We start from the raw sequence: 22182 nt of genomic DNA on the forward strand, positions 1-22182 counted from the left end.
GCCCCTCCTCTCCAAAAGAGTACTAGCTGTTCCGCGGATCCAATCGGTTGCGCAGCTCATCCCCAATTAAATTCACCGAAACAACCAGACACGTAATCGCAAGGCCCGGAAAAGTTGCAATCCACCAAGCTATCGTCATGTAGCTCCGTCCCTGCGACAGCAAATAACCCCAATCGGGTATTTCGCTAATCTCACCAAGCCCAAGAAAGCTTAATGCAGAGCTTATCAAAATAGAGAATCCAATGCCCGTCGTCATCATAACTAGCATTGGTGACAAGCAGTTAGGCAATATATGACGCAGCATGATCTCTCTATTAGGAGTCCCGATAGCGCGAGCTGCGTCGATAAACTGCCGGCTTTTCACTGCTATCACTTGGCCTCGCATAACTCTCGCATAACCTGGAATAACAGCTACACTAATGGCTAGAATGATCGTTAGCGGCCCTGAGCCGAGCGCAACCGAGATGGCTAGGGCAAGCAATATACCTGGAATAGACATCACAACGTCAATCAACCGCATAAAAAACGTATCTAACCATCTGCCATGGTAGCCTGCAAGCAAGCCGCATAATGCTCCCGCTAAACCGCCGATAAGTACAGAACCAATACCGGTTAGCAAAGACTGACGACTACCGTATACGAGCAATGTAAATACATCTCTTCCAAACTGATCCGTCCCCAGCAAATAAGCTGCGCTAGGAGGTTGTAAAATATGGTTCACATTCATATCAAGAGGAGAATAAGGCGCGATCCACTCAGGAAAAATCGCGCACGCCACGATAAATACAATAATCAGCGAGGCAGAAAGCATAATCAACCTCGTCCCGGATAGCTTAAATCCGTATCGAAACCTATATCTTCTCTGTGGCTGAGATATAGATACGGAGTCCGCTGACATTATCATCACTTCTTTCCTTTTACTCAAAGCACTCAATGTTTACTACGGATGCGCGGATCAATATAAGTGTATGAGATATCAACTAGCAGGTTAACGATAATATAAAAGATGGCTGCGATCAGAATCGCAGCCTGCACGAGAGGAATGTCCTTTTGCATAATCGCTTCTACGACAACTCTTCCAATGCCCTGCCTTGAAAATACGGTCTCAGTCACAACAGCTCCAGACAATAGCTCGCCTGCAACAATGCCAATCATCGTAACGGTAGGAATTAAAGCATTTCTTAACACATGTTTACACAATACAAGTTTCTCCGGCAGCCCCTTTGCTCGCAGCGTAACGACGAATTGTTCATTCAACACCTCAAGAACACTGTTGCGCACCAGTCTCGACAGAGAACCGGCTGAGGCAATTCCTAAACAGCAAGCAGGGAGAATAAGCTGCCGGAGACTTCCGTTCCCTATCGCTGGTAGCCATTGGAGATGGACAGAGAAAATAAGAATCAACAATATACCCAGCCAAAAAGTCGGCATTGAAATGCTGAATAAAGATATCATTCTAACCACATAATCAATCGCCTTGTTTTGATAAACAGCCGATAACACGCCGAGCACCATTCCCAAGATTACAGCTATGGCTATGCTAGCCCCAGCTAATGACAATGTAGCTGGGAGTTGGGCTAGAAGCTGATCAATGACCGGCTTCTTAGTAATAAATGATTCACCCAAATCCCCTTTCAGAAAACCTCTCATGTAATCAAAATACTGGACGAGCAGCGACTTGTTTAGACCGAGGCTTTCATTCAAATTTTGTAACGTTTCTGGGGTTGCATTGGGTCCTAGCATCATCTCGGCAGGATTGCCCGGTAAAACGTTCAGAATAAAAAACACTAGTGTTACAGAAGCAAGCACGACCATAATTGAAACTAGCAGCCTGCGTATGACAAACATGAACATAGCGGGACACCAACTTCTTATTTTTGTAGCCATGCATCATAAAATAATGGGAACCCATGAATGTCGAAACTTAAATCCTTTAACGCCTTGGTTGAGGCAACAGTATACGGAAACACATAAACGGGTATAGAATATACGTTATCAAATATACGGTGCTGAATTTGACTGTAGATCGCTTTTCTATTCTCGACGTCCAGCTCTGAATTGCCTTGCCTAAGCAAGTTCTGCAGCTCATCATCCTGGATCGGATCGAAACTGTTAGGCACCCAAGGGTTAAGGGCAAGCCTTGCCACATCTGGATCAGCCCCGTACTTGCTATTCATATTCAAATCAAAATCCCCGATCTTCAGTCGTTCCATATAAGCGCCCAGTGCTAGTGATGTAATTTTCAACTCTATCCCATTTTGACGCCACTGATTTTGAACCAACGCCATAACGTCCATTCTTTTTTCTCGATTAGCATAGAAATCAATCATTTCAACAGTGAGGCGTTTGCCTCCCTTTTCCCGGATACCATCGGAGCCTTTTACCCATCCGAGCGCATCCAGTTGGTCCGCAGCGGCAGCTGGATCGGATGTCCACTTAGACTCCAGAGAAGCATCATAACCAAACAAGGATGGCGAGAGCGAAGAATATGCTCTCTGATGAGTACCCAAATAAATCGTTTTTACAATCGTATCCAGATCCAAAGATGTGCGAAGTGCCTCACGCAGTTTTAGATCATTAAGAGGAGCTTTTTGTACATTCAATGCAATCGCAGCGTTGAACCCGAGAGGCTCAGCCTCCTGAAGCTGAAAGTTTTTATCCTGTTGGAACGACAATATATTTTGCGGCGGAATAATGTCAGCCGCTTGAACATCTCCACTTTGCAACACACCTACACGCGTAGCTTCCTCGGTAATCACCTTCACAATAACCTTTTCTAAATAGGCAGGGCCCTTGTGCTTCGCATTTGCTGGAGGCCAGTTGTAATCTGGATTTCTCTCAAGCACATATTCTGTCCCAGCCGTAAAGGAAGCCAATTTAAAAGGACCAGTACCTATCGGATTATGGATGAATGCATCACCATACTTCTCCACAGCAGCAGGGGATACAATTCCCAAGTTTTCACCGGATAAGTTGCCTAGAAACGGTGCGAACGGCGTCTTAAAATTAATTTCTACTGTAAATTCGTCAAGAACCTCTGATGACTCATAGGAGCCAATGTTATCAAATGCCGCGCCAGGAGCCTTCAGGTTCAGAATTCGATCGAAATTGAATTTCACTGCCTCTGCATTAAAGGACGTTCCATCATGAAATTTTACGTCTTTCCTTAATTTAAAGGTGTAGCTCTTGCCGTCCTCAGCTACCTCCCATGACTCTGCAAGCCACGGTGCAAATGTATGATCCGGCAGTTCGACAATCAAGCTATCAAAAATATTTCTTTGGACCCGAGAGTTCTGAGGGCTCCCAGTTTGGTGAGGATCTAGAATATCGTTAACAATTGAAATACTTAATGCAAAGTTAAGTTCTCCACCTACCATAGGAGCAGCATCGTCTTTATGCTGTACTTCGGCACTGTTTACTGCCGAACTCGAATTTCCATTCTGGCATCCGGCTACCAATAAAAGTACAGATAAGGAAATTGTCATTAATGAGATCCATTTTTTAGTCATCATACCTATTCACCATCCCGCTTCTAAACTATTTTATCTTCGTTTTCATTAGACACGCACATCGTGTTTCGTATAACGATTGACAGGAATATCAATACCTAAATGACCGCGAAGTGTGTCATGCTCATACTCCGTTCGAAACAGGTTTCTTTCCTGGAGAATGGGTACGACATGCTCTACAAAATCCTCGATTCCCGTCGGAACACCCTCGACACCGATCATAAAACCGTCTGCAGCCCCTTCTTCAAACCATTGCTGCATAACATCCGCTACCTGTTCAGCCGTGCCACAAAAAGTATTGCGTGGTGTAGCGAATGCAAGCGCAACTTGTCGCAAGGTCATGTTTTGCTCCTTAGCCATTTTTTTTATTGCAACTATAGTCCCCTTCGCACTATTTGCTCCTATTTCTCCCATATCAGGAAACGAAGAATCTAAATCATAAGCTGAGAAATCAAAATAACTGAACATCCGCCCTAATTCCATTAATGCATTCTCAATCGTCACGAGGCTCAGTTTTTCTTGGTATTTCTGCTCCGCTTCCGCTTCCGTGCGACCTATAATTGGGCTGATGCCTAGCAGGATGGACAATTCATCGGGTGAGCGACCGAAGTTGGCTACGCGCTGCTTCACGTCTTGATAATATTGCTTGGCTTTATCGATCGAGTCATTTATTACAAAGACAGCACTCGCATACTTCGCTGCAAAATTCCGACCGTCCTCCGATACACCTGCTTGAAAAATAACGCTTTGACCCTGGTTGGAACGAGCGATATTCAAAGGCCCTGTAACCGAGAAAAACTCTCCTTTATGATTGAGCGAATGCAGCTTTTCATTGTCGAAGAAGACGCCAGATTGCTTGTCGCGAATGAATGCATCATCCTCCCAGGAATCCCATAACCCTTTTGTCACTTCTAAAAACTCGTTAGCCAATCGGTAGCGAACATCATGTGCCAGATGCTCAGTTCTTCCGAAATTTCCTGCCGTACCTTCAAGGGCAGTAGTAACCACATTAAAGCCCGCTCTTCCTCCGCTGATATGGTCAAGGGAAGCAAATTGCCTAGCTACGTTGAACGGCTCGGTATAGCTGACAGATACGGTTCCTACTAAGCCAATCTTCGAAGTAACTGCAGCTAGAGCGGATAAAACCGTCAGCGGCTCAAAACGATTTAAATGATGAGGAGTTGATTTAGGCGTAATATGAACGCTGTCCCCTACAAAAACGAAATCAAATTTCCCTGCCTCTGCGGCTTGTGCCTGTTTCTTATAAAAGCCAAAATTCACACCAGCATCGGTTACGGCATCGGGATGCTTCCAGTTATCCCCGCCTACTCCAACACCATGAAGTAAGCCTCCAAGCTTTAATTTTCTAGCTTTCGACATTTTAATTCCCCCTAGCAGATTTTATATACGAGTATTCCGGTATGCAAACTAAATCACAGCCCTTATCATACTTAAGCAAGCTATATTTGTAAAATCGTAAAATATGAACTATCAATTCAATAAACATGAATCACTTTAAAACTACATTTAAAAATCACAAGTATTCCAGTTGGATTAATAAAAACTAATTAATTTATATATACATAATGGCTATAATTTTGTAAAATCGAAAATTAAGAATCGATAATTCAGTTTTTATGAATTGAAAAGGATAGGAGGCATCACAAAATGGACATCCGTACAATAAAAACCTTTCAAACAATCATTAAGCACGGAAGCTTCCAGCTAGCTGCGGCAGAACTGAAATATGGACAGTCAACCGTAACTATGCACATCCAAAAGCTAGAAGCGGATCTTGGCATCAAACTGCTGGAGCGCGGCAAAAAGATACAATTGACTGAAGCCGGACGGCTTCTCCATCAGAATGCCGATTTTTTGCTCAAAAACTATGATCATTTGCATTCAACCATGTTAGAACTTAGCCAAGGTGAAGCCGGTGTCGTTCGGCTTGGCGTAATGGAACCTACTGCAAGCTATCGCTTACCCGAAATACTTGGCCCATTTTTAGCAAAATACCCGAAGGTACAGGTGAGTATTCAGATTGGTAATACGACCGTATTAAACCAAATGTTAGATGATGGATTAATTGACCTTGCTATTTGTACCACGCCGGATACGGGCCTTTCACATACATTCGAGCCTTTGTTCGAGGAAGAGCTTTGCCTCCTTATCCCAACCGGACATTCACTGGCAAATAGAGACAACATTTTCTTGCGTGATCTAAAGAACGAAAAGTTGCTGTTGACCCCAACGCTCTGTCCACATCGCAAAAAACTAGAAAGCGCCCTACTTGAGAATGGTGGCAGCCCGTACAACGGTATGGAAATCGGCAATATGGCCGCTCTCAAATTTTATGTGCAAGAGAACTTTGGTATCGCTGTCGTTCCAGTCATTACCGCAAGCCCCCTACCTGACGGTACTTTAGTTTTCAAAATAGAAGATTTACACTCTGGCTTGGTAACGGGGCTATTATTCAAAAAACAAGGTCCAGTTTTCAGTTCTTCTGCAGAGAAGCTGATTAACGTACTGCGGGAAGGCTTGAAAAACTTACAAAAAGCGTCTATTCCCAGCTTCCAGTAAAATCTAATTCTGTATACTGCTCTATTTCGATGTCAGCAAGAATAGTCTGCAAAAAAAAGAGGAGATTCCATAAGCATTCTTTCTGCTTAAGGATCTGCCTCTTTTTTTGCACAAACGAACAGCAATTCAATATAGGGGGAGGTCCTTCATTGTGAATGAATTTGAATCTCCTATTGAAACCACATAGGGCTATATAAAATAAATCGTGATAATCCATCACATTACCTGACAAATGAATGTCAGTAGTAATGAAGATTGCAAATTCTTATCATCAGTTTTGATCTAATTGAAAGTTAAATCATGAACCGGTCATCATAGATTGATTATCCAGTTTCTGAGTTCCACTTTTTATTTTCATAAATATAATATCTAAGTACTGGATAATCACCAATATAGTTGAGAATAAGAATTATAGACATCTAAAATTAAATCAGTTAAAGTAGTGCCTATTAATATTTCAAAGCCATACAACTCTATTAAGTTGAAAGACTAAGATTATCATGAAACTTAGAGGTGCTCTGATGTCATTTATTTAGCGCCAATGTATAAACCGACTAAAGAACGGATTAAAGTTTTACCTATTTTATTCTCCTTTATTTTAGCTGCTTTTATAGGGACTTTTAATGAGACAACACTTAATGTGACACTTACCAGATAAATGCATACTTTAATGTAACAGAAAATACAATTCAATGGTTAACTACGGGATATCTGCTTGTTACAAGGTATACTCGTTCTACTCTCCGCTTTGATAATACATTGGTTCTCAGCAAGAAAACTCTTTTGGCATAGGTGACTTTTTCTATCTTGAGTGCTCTAATCGGGAAAAAGCAGATAACTTTAATATATTGAGGGTAGAACGTACTTTCAAGTAGTAGGGACAGCACTATTGTTACTCTTGATGCTCAGCTCGTTTTAGTTATCTTTCCGGTGAAAAAGCGTAGTGCAGTAATAGATTTGTCTCACTCGTTTTCACAGTAACACCGGCAGTGGCTCCAACTATTTCAGGATCTTTGATCACCAAACCTAGTGTGATATGCTACCGTTGGATTGTGAGGCATCGTTTTCGGACTAAGTAAAATCAGGAGAAGCAGACTTAAATTAGGAAAGTCCAATGGTACTGATTTCCATGATAGTTAGACATAACGCCCTTGATCTTTTATCATTAGACAGCTACGCATGGAAAAACTCTCACTCAATTTAATAGCTTTTACATAACAGATGTCGAAATAGTCACCTTCTGGGTATTCTTCTGCAAGATGATCATTTTATCATCAAAGCTGATATTTCCAATTTTCTTGATTCAAGTAATAAGTATGGATACATTGTCTGCTGGACTGATACTTCTTCCTAAAGGACTTGCATTTGTTTTACTATCACTTATTGGTCGACTGTTTGATAGTTGGAGCCTGAATGGTAGTCATCCCAGAAATTACGATGACTACGACCATGATCTGGTCTTTCACAGGTATTTCTTCGACTTCACCGATCGCTATTATTATTATTTTACATTGCTTGCGAATGATATAGATCATTCAATTTGTATAACCTGAATTTGATGGAGAAAAACACTACTGCCATAAATATGTCAGTAATATTTTTGATAGGAATCGAGAATGCTCTCAACCGTTAATGATTTCATTTCTGGACTCTAGCGAGTACATAGCTTCTATTACGAATAAGTCATAAGGGTGCAAATGCAATGCGAAATGATGATTACTTTGACTACGTGGTTGTATTGGAGCAGATACAATGGTGCAGCATGAGGGTTACTTGGAGGACGCTGAGGGTACTCATGTCAAAATTTTGAATGATTCAGAAGTTTGGGTAATACCGAATGAAGATTTCGTCAAGATAACTCCTATTTTCCCAAAACGATTTAAAAGCGTATAAATTTCCGCTTTCCAACACAGAGTTCGCTAATTATCTGTTTCACACCTCTCGCAATAATAGTATTTCATATAAACATATAACCCGACCATTCCAAGGCCTATAATAGATCTATGAAAACGCTTAGGAAGAAACCATGCTATGTTCACGCCCACCATTCTGATTGCCAACATGTAAATCAACCCAGTTAACCTCGATTCTATAACAATGTTCTCACTCTTTCGTAATGCTGAAAAGTCTATCCTCACATTCCCTGATGCTATTTATCGGCTGGCGAACAAAAACCTTAAATAGTTCAGCGTCTCAGAATCCTTTAATTGTTGTTTTAGACTTTATACCCCTTACTCTACATTAACCCATGCTAGATGACAGAAGATCTCCATAGCCATGTACTGTTGCAAGAATTTGCTTTAGAAGAGATGTACTATCTTGGTTGCTTCTTCATTCAGAGTGATTTCTACTTGATTACGCGTAAAATAACATTTAATAATACCACCATATAACGACTGCAACTCATCATTATATGTAATATGAACTTTATCGAGACCTACTTCTACATCTTCCTCATTTAGATTCAATGTTTTTTGAAGAAGCACACATTCTTGAGTATCAAATTCGTCGTCAGCAAAACCAATCATTAATATCCCATCTCTTCATCGATTTATGCGTTTAAAATCCGCATCCAACGTAAAATTCATCTTTAACTCCATTTATCTCTTCTTAATTGTTTGCAGACCAATTCTATTTTTGTCCATTCTGTCTCCATTGATAATTAATGCTTGCTCTTCATCCAGTAAAACTTTTTTTTCTCTAGCAACTGTAGCCTAATTCACAATAACTTGCCAGAACACAATCAGAATGATAATAACACATATTGGAAATATTCTGCCATTTCGTTTAAAAGCTTAACTAAATCCTATAACATAGCCTTCAGCAGACAGGACAATTTAATACCAATTAAAAAAGCCACCTGGAAGGGTGACTTGCACTCATAATGAGTGCAAAAGGAGTGGAGAGTCCCGTCCTGAACCTGTAGCTTTTAGAGTGATGTACTTTCATATAGTGCTTAATGCCATCCGATCACCTCAGTTGCTTTCGAATCCAATATTGCTTCATTATAGGAATGCTGCCCGTTCGGATTAACGTTTAAATAAATCTTATACTTAGCCTTCAGCAGACAAAACAATTTAAGAGCAATAAAAAAAGCCACCTAGAAGGGTGGCTTGCACTCATAATAAGTGCAAAAGTATAGATAGGAGTGGAGAGTCCTGTCCTTAACCTGTAGTTTTTTAGAGTTGCGTATTTTCATACCGTGCCTGATACCAACCGAGCCACTGTCTCAAATCTCATCTTTCTATATACTAGGAATGCTACCTATTTGCTGAACACCAAGCGATACATCAGTATCAATCGTTTTTATCAAGATCTTCAGGGAAGCGGCGCGCCCCCTTAAACTCTGCCAATTGCGTAATAAAAAGCAGCCAATCATCATAGTGAACAACTATCGCTACCCGTTTTTTATTACTCAACGATTTTCCTCATCAAATTCTAAGAATTTATCTTGTAAATCCCCATTTAATACCGCTTCTTGTCCTTTAGTTGTAAGCTTCAACTCAATTTCTAGATCTCTAAGCGATATTACACCATCTAAAATACCCAGTAATGTTGACGTGGTATCAACCTGAACTTGTTCTATGATATTTAGAAGTATCTCTTTATTCTCTTCTGGCAGTTCCTCAAATAGTTGCATAGCTCTCTTCCAATAAGGGTCCGTTATTGTCGTTATATCAGTCTTAGTAAAAATATTGCGATATATCTCAAGGTTATCTCTAACTATTAATTGATAAATATCCTTAATAAATTCTTCATCATTCATTTTGTCTTATCCCCTTTAGATTAAAAAATCACTCATAGCATCAGTTTATTATATCGTAGATATTCAAGACTACATTTATCCTGCACAGTTAGCGTAATGAAGCAGCCGATCAATGGTAAGCGTCAAACAAGAAGGTGTATTGAGACAGAAAATCTCATGGGTTGAAGACCGCAAGCTCTGTGTTATGTACACGGGGCGTCCAGTTTTCAGCTTTCACTGACTTCCTAGACAGCCCGCTTCTTTGCCAAGGTATTCCAACAATTAAATCATGGAGTCAACCTGTTTTTTAGATCATTATTAATATACTTATCCCATCCAATATCTTTAATATGCCAGTCTGTCGCTTCTCTAACTACACCATATTTATTTTTTGTCCCTTCCTTCCCAGCAAAAAACTCAATTGGATTATCCCATTCTGTCTCACATTCGTTACAATACAGGAAGCATGTACTTGTTTTTTGTTCTTCTACAATTAAAATCCAGCCTTGACTACAAACGTTACAATTAGAAACAGGATATTCTTCCATTGACATTAGCAACACCTCTTTATTTAACTGGATAGCCAGTTAGTATTTTATTGGTATTTTCCATAACTACCACCTACCTACTCATATTCAATCGTTATTCTCACATTCGCTAATTTTGCTGCAAATTCCTGCTCTTAGTTCAACTAAAAGCAGCCGGACCTAATTTCACCAGCTGCTTAGATGTATTGAACCTCGTCAGCGTCAAAAACCAGATCCACCGCTGGGTCGACATTATGTTTCCAGAAATGAGGCAGGTATACAAGCACCTTATTGGCTCCGGCTCGCTCGCTACACTGCGTCTCTTTCCAATGCCTACTTATCTTCAAAAACTCTCCGTATGTCAAGTAATCGCCGGCTGGAAAATAGTCATGAAACGACACAGCGGTGAACGAAGAGCTGGTGAACTGCTGGCACTGGCAGTTCACTCGGTCGGCGCAAAGCATGCTGAGAGAGCCTACAAACTTCATATACAACAGCTCCTCGCCGAATACGATCTAGCTAAGGAGCAACTGCAGGTCATCGAGGATGAAGTCGCGGCTGCAACTGATTCCACAATCCGAGCCGTTGCTAGCCGTTGGGTATGAGTATCCAGTCAGTCGCCGCCATTCTCGGTGAAGCTGGGGATCTCAGTGGCTATGCACATGGTAACGCGTTGCTACGGCATGCCGGCCTTAAGCTGGCTGAAGCGAGTTCAGGCAAATGGAAGGGTCAGATATCCATCAGCAAACGTGGCCGACATGCTCTTTTCATGGCAACCATGGCCCTCATCATGAACGATGTATCGTTTAAACGACAGCACGAAGTGAATGTTAAGATGAAAAACATGAAGCCAATGCGCTCCGTGATGAAGCTTTGCGGCAAGTTGGCTCGCCTCCTAGTTGCTATGGCACATAGCGGCGAAGCTTATGAACCGGATCGAGCTCATTCTATAAAACAAACTGCTTAGCCGCTTCTCAGTTAGCACGAAAATTGGCTTATTCGCAGGATCTCAAGACTGCACGGAGTACCGGATTGCATTAAGCAAAAGGGCACAGACCCGTACCGTTAGGATAACCGGCCTCCACCCACCGGATAGGCGTAACGAAGGAATGAAAGGGCATCGACCCGTCGAGAAATGGGAGTGAAAGCCTCCGGAAATACGTGGAGAAGCGTGCAACAAAACAGAAAAAAAGGTGCGAAAACTCGCCCCTTCTGTTCCCGCATGCGCTTCTGTTGCCGAATTTGACGGTACACCCCTCTTCTATCCGAATAGCGATTTATCTATTGGAGAGATCCTGCGAATAAGCGAGCATTCGTGAGAAAACTATATTTTACCGAAGGAGCTGAATCCAGGAACGTAATTGACTAGAAAGTCTTGATCGACCAAGAATCAGCAAAGATATAGATTGCTGAGGAAGAAAAAAACAAATAAAACAATCTTTTATTAAGAATCGAATCATTTTTTTCGATTTCTAAATGTTTAAGGGAATAATCAATAACTGGAGCTTCTCCGTCAGATAAGATAGTTAAATCCCTGATGTCCTCCAACGCAAGTTCGATTACTGCACCATCTTTTTGGTAGATGAAATGACTGATGTTAATAAAGGTTAAATCTGCATATTCACGCTCCCACGAATCCAGTAGGATATTTGCAATAAGATTGTGTTTATCATAGCGAAAGCTTATAAGTTCAGAGTCATGTAAACCTTGATGTTCATTATAATCTGTTGGTAAGCTCTGATATGGTAAGCTTAATGGCATTCCCTTTAAGTCATGCAGTTTCGGGCCTATCGGAGAACCAGCCATACATTCAAACCAAAATAGCTGATAATCAGCTGCAGGACTCTCCATCGTTTTCAATCTTCGTATTAGCTCAGAATGAGACTCCGTCCACACTTCACGAGTTAATTTCCTCAACTTATTATAAGACCTCTTATACTGATTTTCTGGTATATCAAACCATGCCAGTCGATAAGTAATGTCGCAAATTGTATCTATCTTACTTGCCATAGAGCCCCCCCCTTAATTGATTTTAATTTATCATTTATATGATACCTTTCATTGTGCCAACATTAAAGAATTCTATCACTGCCCACCGAGTAATCCTGCCAGTTAGCGTAATGAAGCAGCCGATCATTGTGATCGGCTGCTTCTGTGTTTTTATTGAACTAACGTTCACCGTTAGCTTAATGCCCCGATGCATAAATATGGTGTTATAAGACATTGCATACTTATTAGAATAGGCTTTCATAAACTTCTCTTGCTCCCTGATCTATCTCACAAAGTTTCTCATTACGGGTCGGATTTTGTATTATTCTAAGTAGATCTGCTTTTATTAGCTCTCGCATATCTAAAGACAGTTCAGGTAATAGGAAATGAATGCATGCGAATTGCCAACAGTCATCATTGCTATTCAATACCTTCTGTATTTGCGGCACTACGTCAATAAGTTTTAATTGGGGAATTATCTTACACAGCTGGCCAATTAATGTCTTGAATCCATTCAAATAAATCATCCTTAATTGGTCCAAGATCAGTTTCATCATGATTAATATTTTTTAATTTGTCGATTGTATCCATATCGTGCTTATGTTGTGGAATTAAATCTTTAATATCTTTCAATTAGTTCACTCCTGATTGAGGATAGTGGAAATTGCTGTGTCATATAAGAACTAATCTCCGAACTACTCAAATTCGCCGTATTTGATTTATTCGCTAATTTATTGAACTATCCTGCCAGTTAGCATAATGAAAAAATGGAGCAGTTGCAGATCGCAATTGCTCCATAGTGCGTTGAACTATCGTTCCCAGATAGTTCAACGCAATTGGCTAATAATTTCGATTCTCAAGCAGGTAATTGTGCTGTCCATCATAGGGATTTCCATAAGACATCTGTAAAGTTGAACTCCATTGATTTCAACGTCTTGAATTAATATATCATGAATAAAGAAGTCAGAATCACCGGGTTTACTCGGGATAGTTCCTGTTATACCTTCCAGCCAAGTGTTGAAATTCGCTGAAAAACAGTCTTTGAAAATGACGGTTGTATCATTATCATCACTAGTCGGGTCTCCATACATCATATGTACAACATGTGATTCATGGTCATATGATAGCTTTTTTAACTTCGCATCAATATAACCTGTATCAAGTAGCCGGTTCATAATTGTACTGCAACTTGCTCTCATAACCCGATCCTCCTCCGAATTCGCACTAAATCATTATAACAAACGGTTGATGAATCCTGACCGTTAGCTCAACAAGGCCGCCGTTACATACCGGCAGCCTCGTCTTCGTCTTGTTGATTATTAAGCTATAGTGTCCCGTTGGGAGCGTAACAACCATACCGACAGCTGTATGGTGCGAAACGTGAATATGGTTCTATGAGAAGCTACAGGCATCCGAATTATAACTATCTTAGTCAATCTTTCTTACAAATTCAGCTTGATTAGTTAAGTCTGTATTCCTGGTATGGATTTCATAATCTTTAATTAAAATTGTTCCCGCTCTATGCTCACTATCAAATTCCGGCATATTTTCTAATCTAAAACTATTCTTATGTGATTCTTCATAAGTCGCTTTAGGTAAATGACTCGTAATATCAGGAGCAAAGAACCCTGAATCCATATAGTATCCCGATATTTCAACTTCACCTTCAAAATAAGCATTCACGGTTTCCGTTTCTTTATCATAATTAATAGAGATCAATGTTAATCCCGCTATTTGATCACCTACCTTAACCTTTGAAGGATTAAAGTGTACATAATGGTTATCAATTGAATAATTACAACCTGTCATGAGTAAAAGTATACTAACGAGTAGCATAAATCCTTTCAACCTGTATCATCTACAATGTCTTCTGTAGTTTCGTAAATCCTAAAATTTGTGAAAATCATAAATATCTTAATATTTAACATATTCGTGAAATGATTGAACTATCCTGCCAGTTCGTATTATGAGATCAACCAGTTCTTTCTGGTTGATCCTTTTTTTATTTGCATAGAGGATTAAGGTAGCTTGGTCGAACGTACCTACCCGTGGGACTTGATCCCGAGCGCTATAATGTTCACCCTTATTTGTCATGACCATGATTGAGGCTGGTTGGGACGTAAGATCCCGTATAACAAGCGATGCTATGGAGCGACAAAAAGAACCTTAGGGGATGCCGGTGAATCTAAATGACAGGGAGAGATGATATGAATCCAGTTATCGGTCTAGATATTTCTAAAGAAGAAAGCCATGGACAAGCCTTTTTAGAGCGCGGAAAGCCTTTCCGAGGTACATTCCACTTCGAGCATAATCGTGATGGTTTAGCTAATCTCCATCATGCTTTAAAGGACGTTGAGTCTGTATCCAATCAACGCCCTTTACTTATTCTAGAAGCAACCGAACATTACCAAAGCCATGTTGTCCAGTTCCTAGAGGAATATCATTATATTTATATTGTTATTAATCCACTCATCTCAAACCGACTTAGGAAGTCTCAGCTTCGTAAAGTAAAGACGGATGCCGCTGACGCTTACCTCTTGGGAGAGTTATACTACAAAGAAGAGTTTGAACCTTTTAAGAAAAGAGGTGTGCAACTGCTCAATCTACGCTATCTAACAAGGCAATATGAGTCTCTCTCAAAAATGTGCGTACAGACTAAACTGCAATTCCAAGCGGTTTTAGATCAGGTTTTCCCTGCTTACAAAGGTGTCTTTGGAGCAGGCCTGTTGATTAACCACTAAATGGTAGAAAAAAAGCCGTCAACCCGGTAAAATGTTTGTACCCCTACAAACAAACCGGAAGGTGACGACTCCATGAAAAAGTCTAACACGATTCTCCCGATCCTTCAAACCATTCTTACTCCCGAAGAAGTGGAATCCATTGTGAAAACGGTTGGCTATGTCGATGTGGCACGAAAATTCACCGTTTATCAATTGCTTCACTATTGGGTTGCCGCAGCCAGTGAGGAATGGTCGGGCTATCGTTTCGGTGCGGATCACGCTGCATCTAGCGGCCTTTCTCCCGTTCACTATTCTTCTTTTTCTGGAAAAGCAGCTGATGTTCCGTTTGCTGTATTTAAAGAGATGTTTCAGCTACTTGTCCGCAAATGTAATCGTGAAACGAGGCGCAAGCTGGCCTTTCCAAAAGAATTATTGCTTATTGACTCTACAACAATGACAGTGGGAAAAACTCGCTTGCCCTGGGCACCCTACCACGGTGAAAGGGCTGCCGTTAAACTACATGTTGCATTACGAGCTCAAAATGGACAGCCGTTTGCCGTTACGGAAAGCATTGGCGCAAGGCATGATGGTCCTTTATGCGAAACCTTGGAAAACGCCGACTTTATTATGGTGATGGACCGGGCTTACGGTATATTGGAACGCTTGGATCGCTATAAACAAGAGGGTCAATCCTTTGTCATCCGGCTTCGTGACAATGTTCATTTCGAAAAACCCTATGCGCTAAAGCGTCAAGTCCCTGCAGATTCTCAAGTCATTCGCGATATCACTTGCCAGTTGGGAACGCCGCAGTGTCGATCTAAGCATCGTCACCGAGTGGTCATTTTTCGTGATTTTGAGGGTAGAGAAATTCGCGTCGTGACTGATTTGTTGGGCGTTACAGCAGAGCAAATCGCCTTGATCTATAAAGCACGCTGGCAAATTGAAGTTTTTTTTCGTTGGATTAAACAACATTTAAACATTCCAACGTTATTTGGTACGACTGAAAATGCCGTATTTGGTCAATTGTTCTCTGCGATGATCGTCTTTGTGCTGCTCAAATGGATATTTGATGGTACAAGCGGCTAGGCCCCCTAAATCCGGAGTCTTACCCACCAAAAAACATTCGTTCTTAGGTAAGCTCATTTTTTCGAGCTATTACACCTTCCTATGGAAGGCTGAAGTGTCTTCCAGCGTCTTGATCCACTTTGAAAACTGAACGGGAGACATCTGCCTCAAGCTTCCGTGAATCTTTCGGTTATTGTAAAAGTCCATGTATTCATCCAGTGCTTCATAAGCCTCCTCGAAAGTCATGAAATCTCGTATGCCAAACAGATGACGCTCCAAAATGCTATGGAAAGACTCGATGTAGGCGTTCATATTCGGCGTACGAGGCGGAATTCGCTCATGGATCATGCCGAGGCTCTCACACGTATCTCCAAACAACTTGCTGAGAAATTACGGACCATTATCTGTGCGGATAACAGGCATCACGCCGCCAGGTTCCACCCGGCTCTGTATCGCACGCCATAGCGTTTGAACCACATGCTTGGCCTCACATACCGTGCCTCTATACTGCTGAACAATTACGCGGTCAAACACATCAATAATGCTGAGCACGAAAAAGAAACGTTCTTTTCCAATTACGTAACCATACTTAATATCCATTTGCCAGAGTTGATCCGAACTCGTTACAATATGATTCCTCGCCACTCTGCGCGCATGAGATTTAACCCGCTCTCGCGCTTTCTTAAGGATACCTAGCTCCTTGCACAAACGATATGATTTCTTTTTATTTAGAATTAAGCCATAACGATCTCGCATACATCTTGCTAAAAACTTGTAACCATAGACATGCTCTTCACCCTCAAGGCGTTCAAGGAGCCATATTTTGATTTGCTCATCACTTACTTGTTATCCTGTAAACGTATGAGAATAGCTAGGCGTAGGACGACCTTTTTGACGAGGAGCTGGACGCTCCTCCGCTTCGGCGCGACTCTCCGCACGTTTTTTACGGTCGTAGTAGGTGGATTCCGATAGTCCAAGTATACGTAGCACGACAGCTGCTCGATCTCCCCGCTTAATGAATAGGTGTGCTACTTCGAATGTTTCGGATAAGCGGGGTTCTTCTTTTTTAGCAATTCTCGCAGGATCTCAATCTCAAGTTCTTTTTCACCGAGCACCTTCACGGCCTTTTCGTAACGTTCTTCCACCTGCTGCAGTCGTTGAAGTTCTTGCAAGTGTTCGTCAGTCATTGGGATTTCCTCTGGTGGAATGGAGTCCCGGTGATCTCTAACCCACAGTCGTATCGATTCAGGATGAACGTCGTACATGCGAACAAACACCCCCACTTTCATACCGGCCAACGCCTCACGAACAATTTTCAAACGTGTCTCCTCACTCAACCTCTTACCACCCACACCGAATCATCTCCCTTATCCTTATTTTAATTGATTTGGATAGGAAGACTCCAGTTTCATTAGAGGGCCTAGGAGATACTACAATAAAAAAAGACCGATTACTCGATCCGCAGATTTTCAAGTATGGGTTGGATTTCATCGACTTGAAATAAATAGCGCTTGGTAATGCCTTTCAAAGCATCTTGAATGACACCTTTTCTAATTAACCCTCGGATTTTACCGATAGAAATTCCAAATCGATTCGACACTTCTTTGATATCGATATATTGTCGTTTAAAATCCTCTACCTGCTCTGGGCTGTAGTAATTGATTCGTCGCTTTTTAGATTTATAAAACAATTCGTAATGAGGGACCAGAAGTAGACGATGTTCAAGAAGCATTAATGAATGGTAATCCAATTTCAGAATACGAAGCACTTCCGCCTTCGTAAGTCCTTTAGTCACTTTCCGATTATCCTTTAACATTTGCATACACTGTTCCATATCAGCTGGATCGAATATGATATCACTCAATTTTCCATATTGTTTAGTAACAAAAGCGCGTAATTTACTTGAACGTATAGTTTTTATAGTTCCAACCAAATCCAAACCGTAACGACTGAGTTTAAATAACGCTTGGTAGAATGAAATACCTGATTTTGTTGGATCATATTCACCACGAACCGATTCAAGATATGAATAAACTTCTGCTTTATTGAGATACCAGCAATTTTGAGGATATTTTCGTAATGCGAAATAACCTGCATCAATGAGTTTATTGATTTGGACCTTTTCGATAATGCCTAAAATGCTAGCAGCCTCTGTGCGAGTAATTAGATTTTCAGGTGCAATCTGTTCGCCTTCTATAATGTTTTCCTTTACCGCACAGTTGGTTTTTTTGGAAATTTTCCTTCGCTTCGGGATTTTACAAATAGTTTGTGGTTGCAGACACGCCCTTGATGGCTTGTTTACGTTATTAAACAGGTTTGTCTGACTTAATAATTTAACTACGCGCGGAGAAGCACTCAAAAGATGCTGTATCCTACGATCCTTACTACTCCTTACTTTTAAAGGTAGCTCTTCGCATTTCTTAAGCAATACATTAAAATTGGCAGGAAAATTGTTCAACAGCCAAAAAACATTTGCATATTTGTAGCAAGACATTTGATTATCTAACGCTGAATTCTTTTTAAATAAAGGCGTCATTACTCTGTAATCACCAACAAAGCTATTTATCCCTTGCAACAAATGACTGGCTACACGCGAAAAAGTAAGGAAGTCACTCAGAGACATTTCAATATTATCTGAAAAAATGATAGGTTTATTTTTCAGCAATTGAGTCTGAATAATTCTCTGCGTCTGTAAAAGGAAATGGTCTGATACATTGATAGCATCTCTTGGTGAAAATAAATGACCACAATCATCGCAAAAACCCGTCATTAAACCACGAATGGATATACGGGCAAGACACATTGAACATGAGTCGCGCAAAAAACATTTATGTTTCAAGCAGCACGTAACAGGTTCCAGCATCCAAAACAATTTGTGGTGATGACTTTCACAAATACATACCGGGCAATATTTAAATTGGTTACGAATCACGTATAAATCATAAAATTCATAGCCAAACACCTCAATTAATGAGCTTTCGTTCATAAGGAGCAATCGTTTTTTCGATATACCAGTGACTTCATGAATGATATTAATCGATTTATCCGTGAAGCTATTTCGATTAAACTTTAAACATTTAATTTCCACCCTGATGCTAGACTTTGCGTCGACGCGTAAAAATTGGCATTACTGACGCGGTAACTATAACTTACCAGGCTTTCTCCAGAATTTATTGTTGGAATCAACATGGAACCACTCACCTCGACCTAAGGTATGCATTCGAGATGAAAATACGCCTTATCACTTAAAGAATAATAAATTTACTAATCATTATCAGACAGTTCTCTCCGAGTTTTTTCAATCATCTCTAAATGATCAGTTAAATCTGAATTATATTCAGCTGTTTCTTCTGCAATATTTTCAATTATATTCTTTTGACTATTTTCCCCGTACCTATTGATCAAATCAATGCCCATTTGGATATATAATTTTGGCTTACCAATATATTGATTATTTGATTTACCTACCTTCTCGATTTCTCTTAATTTATCTGTCACAAAATCAAAAAGTCTATTCTTCGCATAAATAAACTCACCAGTTAAAGGATATTTAGTTGATTTCTTATCCATCATTAATTCATTTTCAGAAGAAGGTGATTTTATATCAAAAATCTTTTTAATTTGAGTGTCTGGCATATACTTAGAAGAACTAACAAAGCTACTAATAAGCTGTTCTTCATTTTTCAGGTTTGCCTCATGTTCGAAAGTAACCTTCAAAAATCCTTCTAAAACCTCTTCATCATTAAACCAATTAGATGTGATCACTTTTATCTGCTTTGAATCCATAAAACGATCCCAGCTTTGCAACATAAACTTAGCATCAGCGATGTTCAACTCATTTATCAATTTAACATCTAAGCTTTTTTGATATAGTAATTGAATTCTAGATTTTAGAATATTCAATCGTTCCGTATCTTCATCTGAATTTTCCAAATAAATAAAAATTTTCACTAATAAAAATAAATTAACATGATTATCAAATTTCATCAAGTTTGTCGACTCTAAATTATTAATTATCGTTACTGAAATGAGCCAAATCAAATAAAAAAGGCTATCAGTTTCAGTTTTTTTATCATTATTCAAATAAAAATCAGCGTATAAATTGATTGCTATATTAATAAGGTGTGTACGTGCTTCAACACTAATATTGTTTAGCTCACCTTTTAGCTTAATATTGACATCACTTATTGCATGTACCTCTATGAGATTCAAATACTCTTTATACATTTCTTCAAACGGTACATTAGAATCTGTTAACTTTTTCAAGAATAATTCTAGAATTTCATGGGATACTTCACCTTGAGGTAAACTGTACATGAAATACTGTTCAAAATATTTTGTCGAACAAATTCTCTTTTCCAATAACCATTTGTCTTTTGTTTTTTCGTTTATTCTAGACTTCTTTTCATCATAAAACCTATCTAAATACGGGAAAATATCACACAAAATATCTTTATAATGATTAAAATCCGAAATAAAATAATTGGAGTTACTACGGAACTCATCCATTTTTTCCGCTTCCAGATCATTCGTAAAAAAGTACCCACGTTCTCTAATGAATTTGTATAATTTCGGATTTTTAATTTGTATTAACAACAAATACATCAAATCTCTTGGATTAACTTCATCTTTTAGTAGCGGAAGAAAGAACATAACTAAATTAATGAATTTGTTAACATTTCTTGGAGTAAACTCTAAATGGCGAACATGTTGAAGCAGTAATTCTTTGTTAACGCCTTTCACATCCTTGTGGACTAAAAATTTTTCAATCTCTTCCCAAAAAATCCCACCAACATAGTCTGGGTCTGGTTTTGGAAGGTATATAGGTAGTTGAATAAATTTATCTAAGTATTTTCGTCCATGTGACTTTCTATGCTCCAACTCTTTTTCATGATACGATTCTGATAATGAATCAGATACAACATCTTCATCAATCGCTAATAAATATGTGATATTTGGAAAATCGGCAATTAATCTAACCAGTTTAAATACCATCTTTATCTCATCTCGATCCAACCTATCGATATCATCGATAAACACAATAATTCTCTTGTTAGATTTCTTTAGCATTTCCTCGATAGTTTTTTTAACTTCTGATAATTTAATGGAATCTTTACTTGGGGAATACTTATCTAAAAAATCCTTTAGATTTACTATTAAACCTGCCGGTCTGAAGCTAATTGCAGATAGATACTCCATGTATTTTTTTAATTCTTTATCTAATTTTGGATCAAAGCCGTCATCTTTTTTTATTTCGTCTATTAATTGAAAAAGATACGTTCTTATTATTTCATGATTATCATTTCCAAAATACCATGGCTTGAAGTCAATGATGATACTGCTTGTTTTCATTTTATTACTTAATTCTTTTTTGATCATCTCAAATACTGAGCTTTTTCCTGATCCCCATTCACCGAATATACCAATCGTTAAACTTTCATTACCTTGATCCGCAATGCATCCGGCAATCCGATCAGTAAATTTGTCTCTTTTAAGTTTATCTTCAGCTCTATCTTTAATTGGACTATCAGGTTTAAAGGAATTTGATTTTTCATCAGTATCTAGTGACCCAAACGCATTTCTGTACAGAACCCTTTTACATAGAATAATTATAAATACAACAATAAAAATACAAGAAAATACTAAGGCAATATCGAAAAGGTCCGACAATAAACTGCCCGTCATATATGTAATGGGTTTATAAATAAATAAGTAATTTACAATGATCGCAAGCGGAATAATATAAAATATATAATCTTGCTTCCCTTCAAATGTATCTCGTTTTATATCCTGTTTATGATTTCCCAAAAGAAAATAATTCACTATATAAAAAACCAGGATTAATGAAAGTAGACTATAGAGACCATATTTCACAACAGGATCTTCAATCATTGTCCCCTTATTTAGCGTCTTCCTACTATACGTTATCAATATTTCAACACCCAAAAAACACAGCAGTACATTAAAAAGTCTCACTGTGAATACAGCTTTGCTGGTTTTTGTTTTTTCTTTATCCTTATTCATATTAATACTCCCAATTCAGATGT

The 22182-nt window shown here is 39.3% G+C and carries 23 protein-coding genes and 1 pseudogene; 5 read left to right on the forward strand and 19 right to left on the reverse strand.

All coding sequences use genetic code 11. The features are described 5' to 3' along the window. Positions 1–22: 22 nt before the first annotated feature. The 4 genes from FGT79_RS29420 to FGT79_RS29435 all read right to left on the reverse strand — a co-directional run bounded on the left by FGT79_RS29420 (position 23) and on the right by FGT79_RS29435 (position 4889). A complete protein-coding gene (locus FGT79_RS29420) occupies positions 23–811 on the reverse strand; it encodes an ABC transporter permease (protein ID WP_246096682.1) in 789 nt (262 codons plus the stop codon). Positions 812–930: 119 nt separating this feature from the next. Continuing rightward, entirely contained in the window at positions 931–1854 is a 924-nt protein-coding gene (locus tag FGT79_RS29425) for an ABC transporter permease (protein ID WP_138756386.1), read from the reverse strand. 17 nt (positions 1855–1871) lie between these two features. Beyond that, positions 1872–3512, reverse strand: coding sequence for an ABC transporter substrate-binding protein (locus tag FGT79_RS29430; protein WP_138756387.1), 1641 nt, complete (start codon positions 3510–3512; stop codon positions 1872–1874). Between the two features lie 45 nt (positions 3513–3557). After that, positions 3558–4889 (reverse strand): LLM class flavin-dependent oxidoreductase, encoded by a 1332-nt coding sequence (locus FGT79_RS29435; protein WP_138756388.1) that lies wholly within the window; start codon positions 4887–4889, stop codon positions 3558–3560. Between the two features lie 288 nt (positions 4890–5177). On the opposite strand from FGT79_RS29435, the gene FGT79_RS29440 reads away from it, so the two are divergent. Continuing rightward, a complete protein-coding gene (locus tag FGT79_RS29440; RefSeq protein WP_138756389.1) occupies positions 5178–6089 on the forward strand; it encodes a LysR family transcriptional regulator in 912 nt (303 codons plus the stop codon). A gap of 2300 nt (positions 6090–8389) precedes the next feature. Here the strand turns inward: FGT79_RS29440 and FGT79_RS29450 are convergent. The 4 genes from FGT79_RS29450 to FGT79_RS29460 form a co-directional block, all read right to left on the reverse strand. Then, positions 8390–8617, reverse strand: coding sequence for an Imm10 family immunity protein (locus tag FGT79_RS29450; protein ID WP_138756390.1), 228 nt, complete (start codon positions 8615–8617; stop codon positions 8390–8392). 768 nt (positions 8618–9385) lie between these two features. Further along, the gene (locus FGT79_RS32335; protein ID WP_281286047.1) at positions 9386–9508 is read right to left on the reverse strand and encodes a hypothetical protein; all 123 of its coding nucleotides are present in this window, start codon (positions 9506–9508) and stop codon (positions 9386–9388) included. Further along, a complete protein-coding gene (locus FGT79_RS32130) occupies positions 9505–9855 on the reverse strand; it encodes a transposase (RefSeq protein ID WP_138756391.1) in 351 nt (116 codons plus the stop codon). The genes FGT79_RS32335 and FGT79_RS32130 overlap by 4 nt, the downstream gene beginning before the upstream one ends. Positions 9856–10121: 266 nt before the next feature. Next, positions 10122–10388: a hypothetical protein gene (locus FGT79_RS29460; RefSeq protein WP_138756392.1), complete on the reverse strand. Its 267-nt coding sequence runs from the start codon at positions 10386–10388 to the stop codon at positions 10122–10124. Between the two features lie 362 nt (positions 10389–10750). On the opposite strand from FGT79_RS29460, the gene FGT79_RS29465 reads away from it, so the two are divergent. Both FGT79_RS29465 and FGT79_RS29470 read left to right on the forward strand, forming a co-directional pair. Continuing rightward, positions 10751–10966, forward strand: a complete 216-nt coding sequence (locus FGT79_RS29465; RefSeq protein WP_138756393.1) for a hypothetical protein — start codon at positions 10751–10753, stop codon at positions 10964–10966. Beyond that, the gene (locus FGT79_RS29470; RefSeq protein WP_138756394.1) at positions 10963–11328 is read left to right on the forward strand and encodes a transposase; all 366 of its coding nucleotides are present in this window, start codon (positions 10963–10965) and stop codon (positions 11326–11328) included. The genes FGT79_RS29465 and FGT79_RS29470 overlap by 4 nt, the downstream gene beginning before the upstream one ends. Before the next feature lie 398 nt (positions 11329–11726). On the opposite strand, the gene FGT79_RS29475 is transcribed toward FGT79_RS29470, so the two are convergent. The 5 genes from FGT79_RS29475 to FGT79_RS29495 all read right to left on the reverse strand — a co-directional run bounded on the left by FGT79_RS29475 (position 11727) and on the right by FGT79_RS29495 (position 14186). After that, positions 11727–12371 carry a hypothetical protein gene (locus FGT79_RS29475; RefSeq protein ID WP_138756395.1) on the reverse strand — a complete coding sequence of 215 codons (645 nt, stop codon included), beginning with the start codon at positions 12369–12371 and terminating at the stop codon, positions 11727–11729. Between the two features lie 224 nt (positions 12372–12595). After that, on the reverse strand, positions 12596–12904 hold the full coding sequence (locus FGT79_RS32695) for a DUF5071 domain-containing protein (protein ID WP_425465054.1): 309 nt from the start codon (positions 12902–12904) through the stop codon (positions 12596–12598). Next, positions 12831–12983: a DUF5071 domain-containing protein gene (locus FGT79_RS32340; protein ID WP_138756397.1), complete on the reverse strand. Its 153-nt coding sequence runs from the start codon at positions 12981–12983 to the stop codon at positions 12831–12833. Before FGT79_RS32340 ends, FGT79_RS32695 begins: the two co-directional genes overlap by 74 nt. A gap of 194 nt (positions 12984–13177) precedes the next feature. Further along, complete coding sequence (locus FGT79_RS29490) at positions 13178–13549, reverse strand: hypothetical protein (protein WP_138756398.1); 372 nt, start codon at positions 13547–13549, stop codon at positions 13178–13180. 229 nt (positions 13550–13778) lie between these two features. Next, the gene (locus FGT79_RS29495; protein ID WP_138756399.1) at positions 13779–14186 is read right to left on the reverse strand and encodes a hypothetical protein; all 408 of its coding nucleotides are present in this window, start codon (positions 14184–14186) and stop codon (positions 13779–13781) included. Between the two features lie 371 nt (positions 14187–14557). Between FGT79_RS29495 and FGT79_RS29500 the strand changes: the two are divergent. Then, positions 14558–15067, forward strand: a pseudogene (locus tag FGT79_RS29500) (IS110 family transposase); the annotation flags it as partial. 96 nt (positions 15068–15163) lie between these two features. After that, entirely contained in the window at positions 15164–16156 is a 993-nt protein-coding gene (locus FGT79_RS29505; RefSeq protein ID WP_246096683.1) for an IS4 family transposase, read from the forward strand. Positions 16157–16225: 69 nt separating this feature from the next. Here FGT79_RS29505 and FGT79_RS29510 read toward each other — a convergent pair whose 3' ends face one another. From FGT79_RS29510 to FGT79_RS29530, 6 genes are all read right to left on the reverse strand, one after another. Beyond that, complete coding sequence (locus tag FGT79_RS29510; RefSeq protein ID WP_138756400.1) at positions 16226–16483, reverse strand: integrase core domain-containing protein; 258 nt, start codon at positions 16481–16483, stop codon at positions 16226–16228. A gap of 42 nt (positions 16484–16525) precedes the next feature. After that, positions 16526–16963 (reverse strand): DDE-type integrase/transposase/recombinase, encoded by a 438-nt coding sequence (locus FGT79_RS32345; protein WP_425465055.1) that lies wholly within the window; start codon positions 16961–16963, stop codon positions 16526–16528. Positions 16964–16981: 18 nt separating this feature from the next. Next, a complete protein-coding gene (locus FGT79_RS31440; RefSeq protein ID WP_171056513.1) occupies positions 16982–17125 on the reverse strand; it encodes a hypothetical protein in 144 nt (47 codons plus the stop codon). Positions 17126–17163: 38 nt separating this feature from the next. Then, a complete protein-coding gene (locus FGT79_RS29520) occupies positions 17164–17472 on the reverse strand; it encodes a helix-turn-helix domain-containing protein (protein WP_171056514.1) in 309 nt (102 codons plus the stop codon). Between the two features lie 113 nt (positions 17473–17585). Then, positions 17586–19223, reverse strand: coding sequence for a TniQ family protein (locus FGT79_RS29525; protein WP_171056515.1), 1638 nt, complete (start codon positions 19221–19223; stop codon positions 17586–17588). 176 nt (positions 19224–19399) lie between these two features. Then, on the reverse strand, positions 19400–22159 hold the full coding sequence (locus tag FGT79_RS29530; RefSeq protein ID WP_138756404.1) for a KAP family P-loop NTPase fold protein: 2760 nt from the start codon (positions 22157–22159) through the stop codon (positions 19400–19402). Positions 22160–22182 lie beyond the last annotated feature (23 nt).

Source organism: Paenibacillus sinopodophylli, assembly GCF_005930355.1.
In the GTDB taxonomy this organism is placed as follows: Bacteria; Bacillota; Bacilli; order Paenibacillales; family Paenibacillaceae; genus Pristimantibacillus; species Pristimantibacillus sinopodophylli.

What these genes read in the sequence shown, in the direction of transcription:
- FGT79_RS29470 (WP_138756394.1), top strand. Translation starts at nt 10,963, where the DNA reads ATGAGTATCCAGTCAGTCGCCGCCATTCTCGGTGAAGCTGGGGATCTC.
- FGT79_RS29465 (WP_138756393.1), top strand. Translation starts at nt 10,751, where the DNA reads ATGAAACGACACAGCGGTGAACGAAGAGCTGGTGAACTGCTGGCACTG.
- FGT79_RS32695 (WP_425465054.1), bottom strand. Translation starts at nt 12,904, where the DNA reads ATGAAACTGATCTTGGACCAATTAAGGATGATTTATTTGAATGGATTC.
- FGT79_RS29505 (WP_246096683.1), top strand. Translation starts at nt 15,164, where the DNA reads ATGAAAAAGTCTAACACGATTCTCCCGATCCTTCAAACCATTCTTACT.
- FGT79_RS29430 (WP_138756387.1), bottom strand. Translation starts at nt 3,512, where the DNA reads ATGATGACTAAAAAATGGATCTCATTAATGACAATTTCCTTATCTGTA.
- FGT79_RS29425 (WP_138756386.1), bottom strand. Translation starts at nt 1,854, where the DNA reads ATGTTCATGTTTGTCATACGCAGGCTGCTAGTTTCAATTATGGTCGTG.
- FGT79_RS29420 (WP_246096682.1), bottom strand. Translation starts at nt 811, where the DNA reads ATGCTTTCTGCCTCGCTGATTATTGTATTTATCGTGGCGTGCGCGATT.
- FGT79_RS29490 (WP_138756398.1), bottom strand. Translation starts at nt 13,549, where the DNA reads ATGAGAGCAAGTTGCAGTACAATTATGAACCGGCTACTTGATACAGGT.
- FGT79_RS29435 (WP_138756388.1), bottom strand. Translation starts at nt 4,889, where the DNA reads ATGTCGAAAGCTAGAAAATTAAAGCTTGGAGGCTTACTTCATGGTGTT.
- FGT79_RS29530 (WP_138756404.1), bottom strand. Translation starts at nt 22,159, where the DNA reads ATGAATAAGGATAAAGAAAAAACAAAAACCAGCAAAGCTGTATTCACA.
- FGT79_RS29475 (WP_138756395.1), bottom strand. Translation starts at nt 12,371, where the DNA reads ATGGCAAGTAAGATAGATACAATTTGCGACATTACTTATCGACTGGCA.
- FGT79_RS29495 (WP_138756399.1), bottom strand. Translation starts at nt 14,186, where the DNA reads ATGCTACTCGTTAGTATACTTTTACTCATGACAGGTTGTAATTATTCA.
- FGT79_RS29460 (WP_138756392.1), bottom strand. Translation starts at nt 10,388, where the DNA reads ATGTCAATGGAAGAATATCCTGTTTCTAATTGTAACGTTTGTAGTCAA.
- FGT79_RS29440 (WP_138756389.1), top strand. Translation starts at nt 5,178, where the DNA reads ATGGACATCCGTACAATAAAAACCTTTCAAACAATCATTAAGCACGGA.
- FGT79_RS29510 (WP_138756400.1), bottom strand. Translation starts at nt 16,483, where the DNA reads ATGATCCATGAGCGAATTCCGCCTCGTACGCCGAATATGAACGCCTAC.
- FGT79_RS29450 (WP_138756390.1), bottom strand. Translation starts at nt 8,617, where the DNA reads ATGATTGGTTTTGCTGACGACGAATTTGATACTCAAGAATGTGTGCTT.
- FGT79_RS32130 (WP_138756391.1), bottom strand. Translation starts at nt 9,855, where the DNA reads ATGAATGATGAAGAATTTATTAAGGATATTTATCAATTAATAGTTAGA.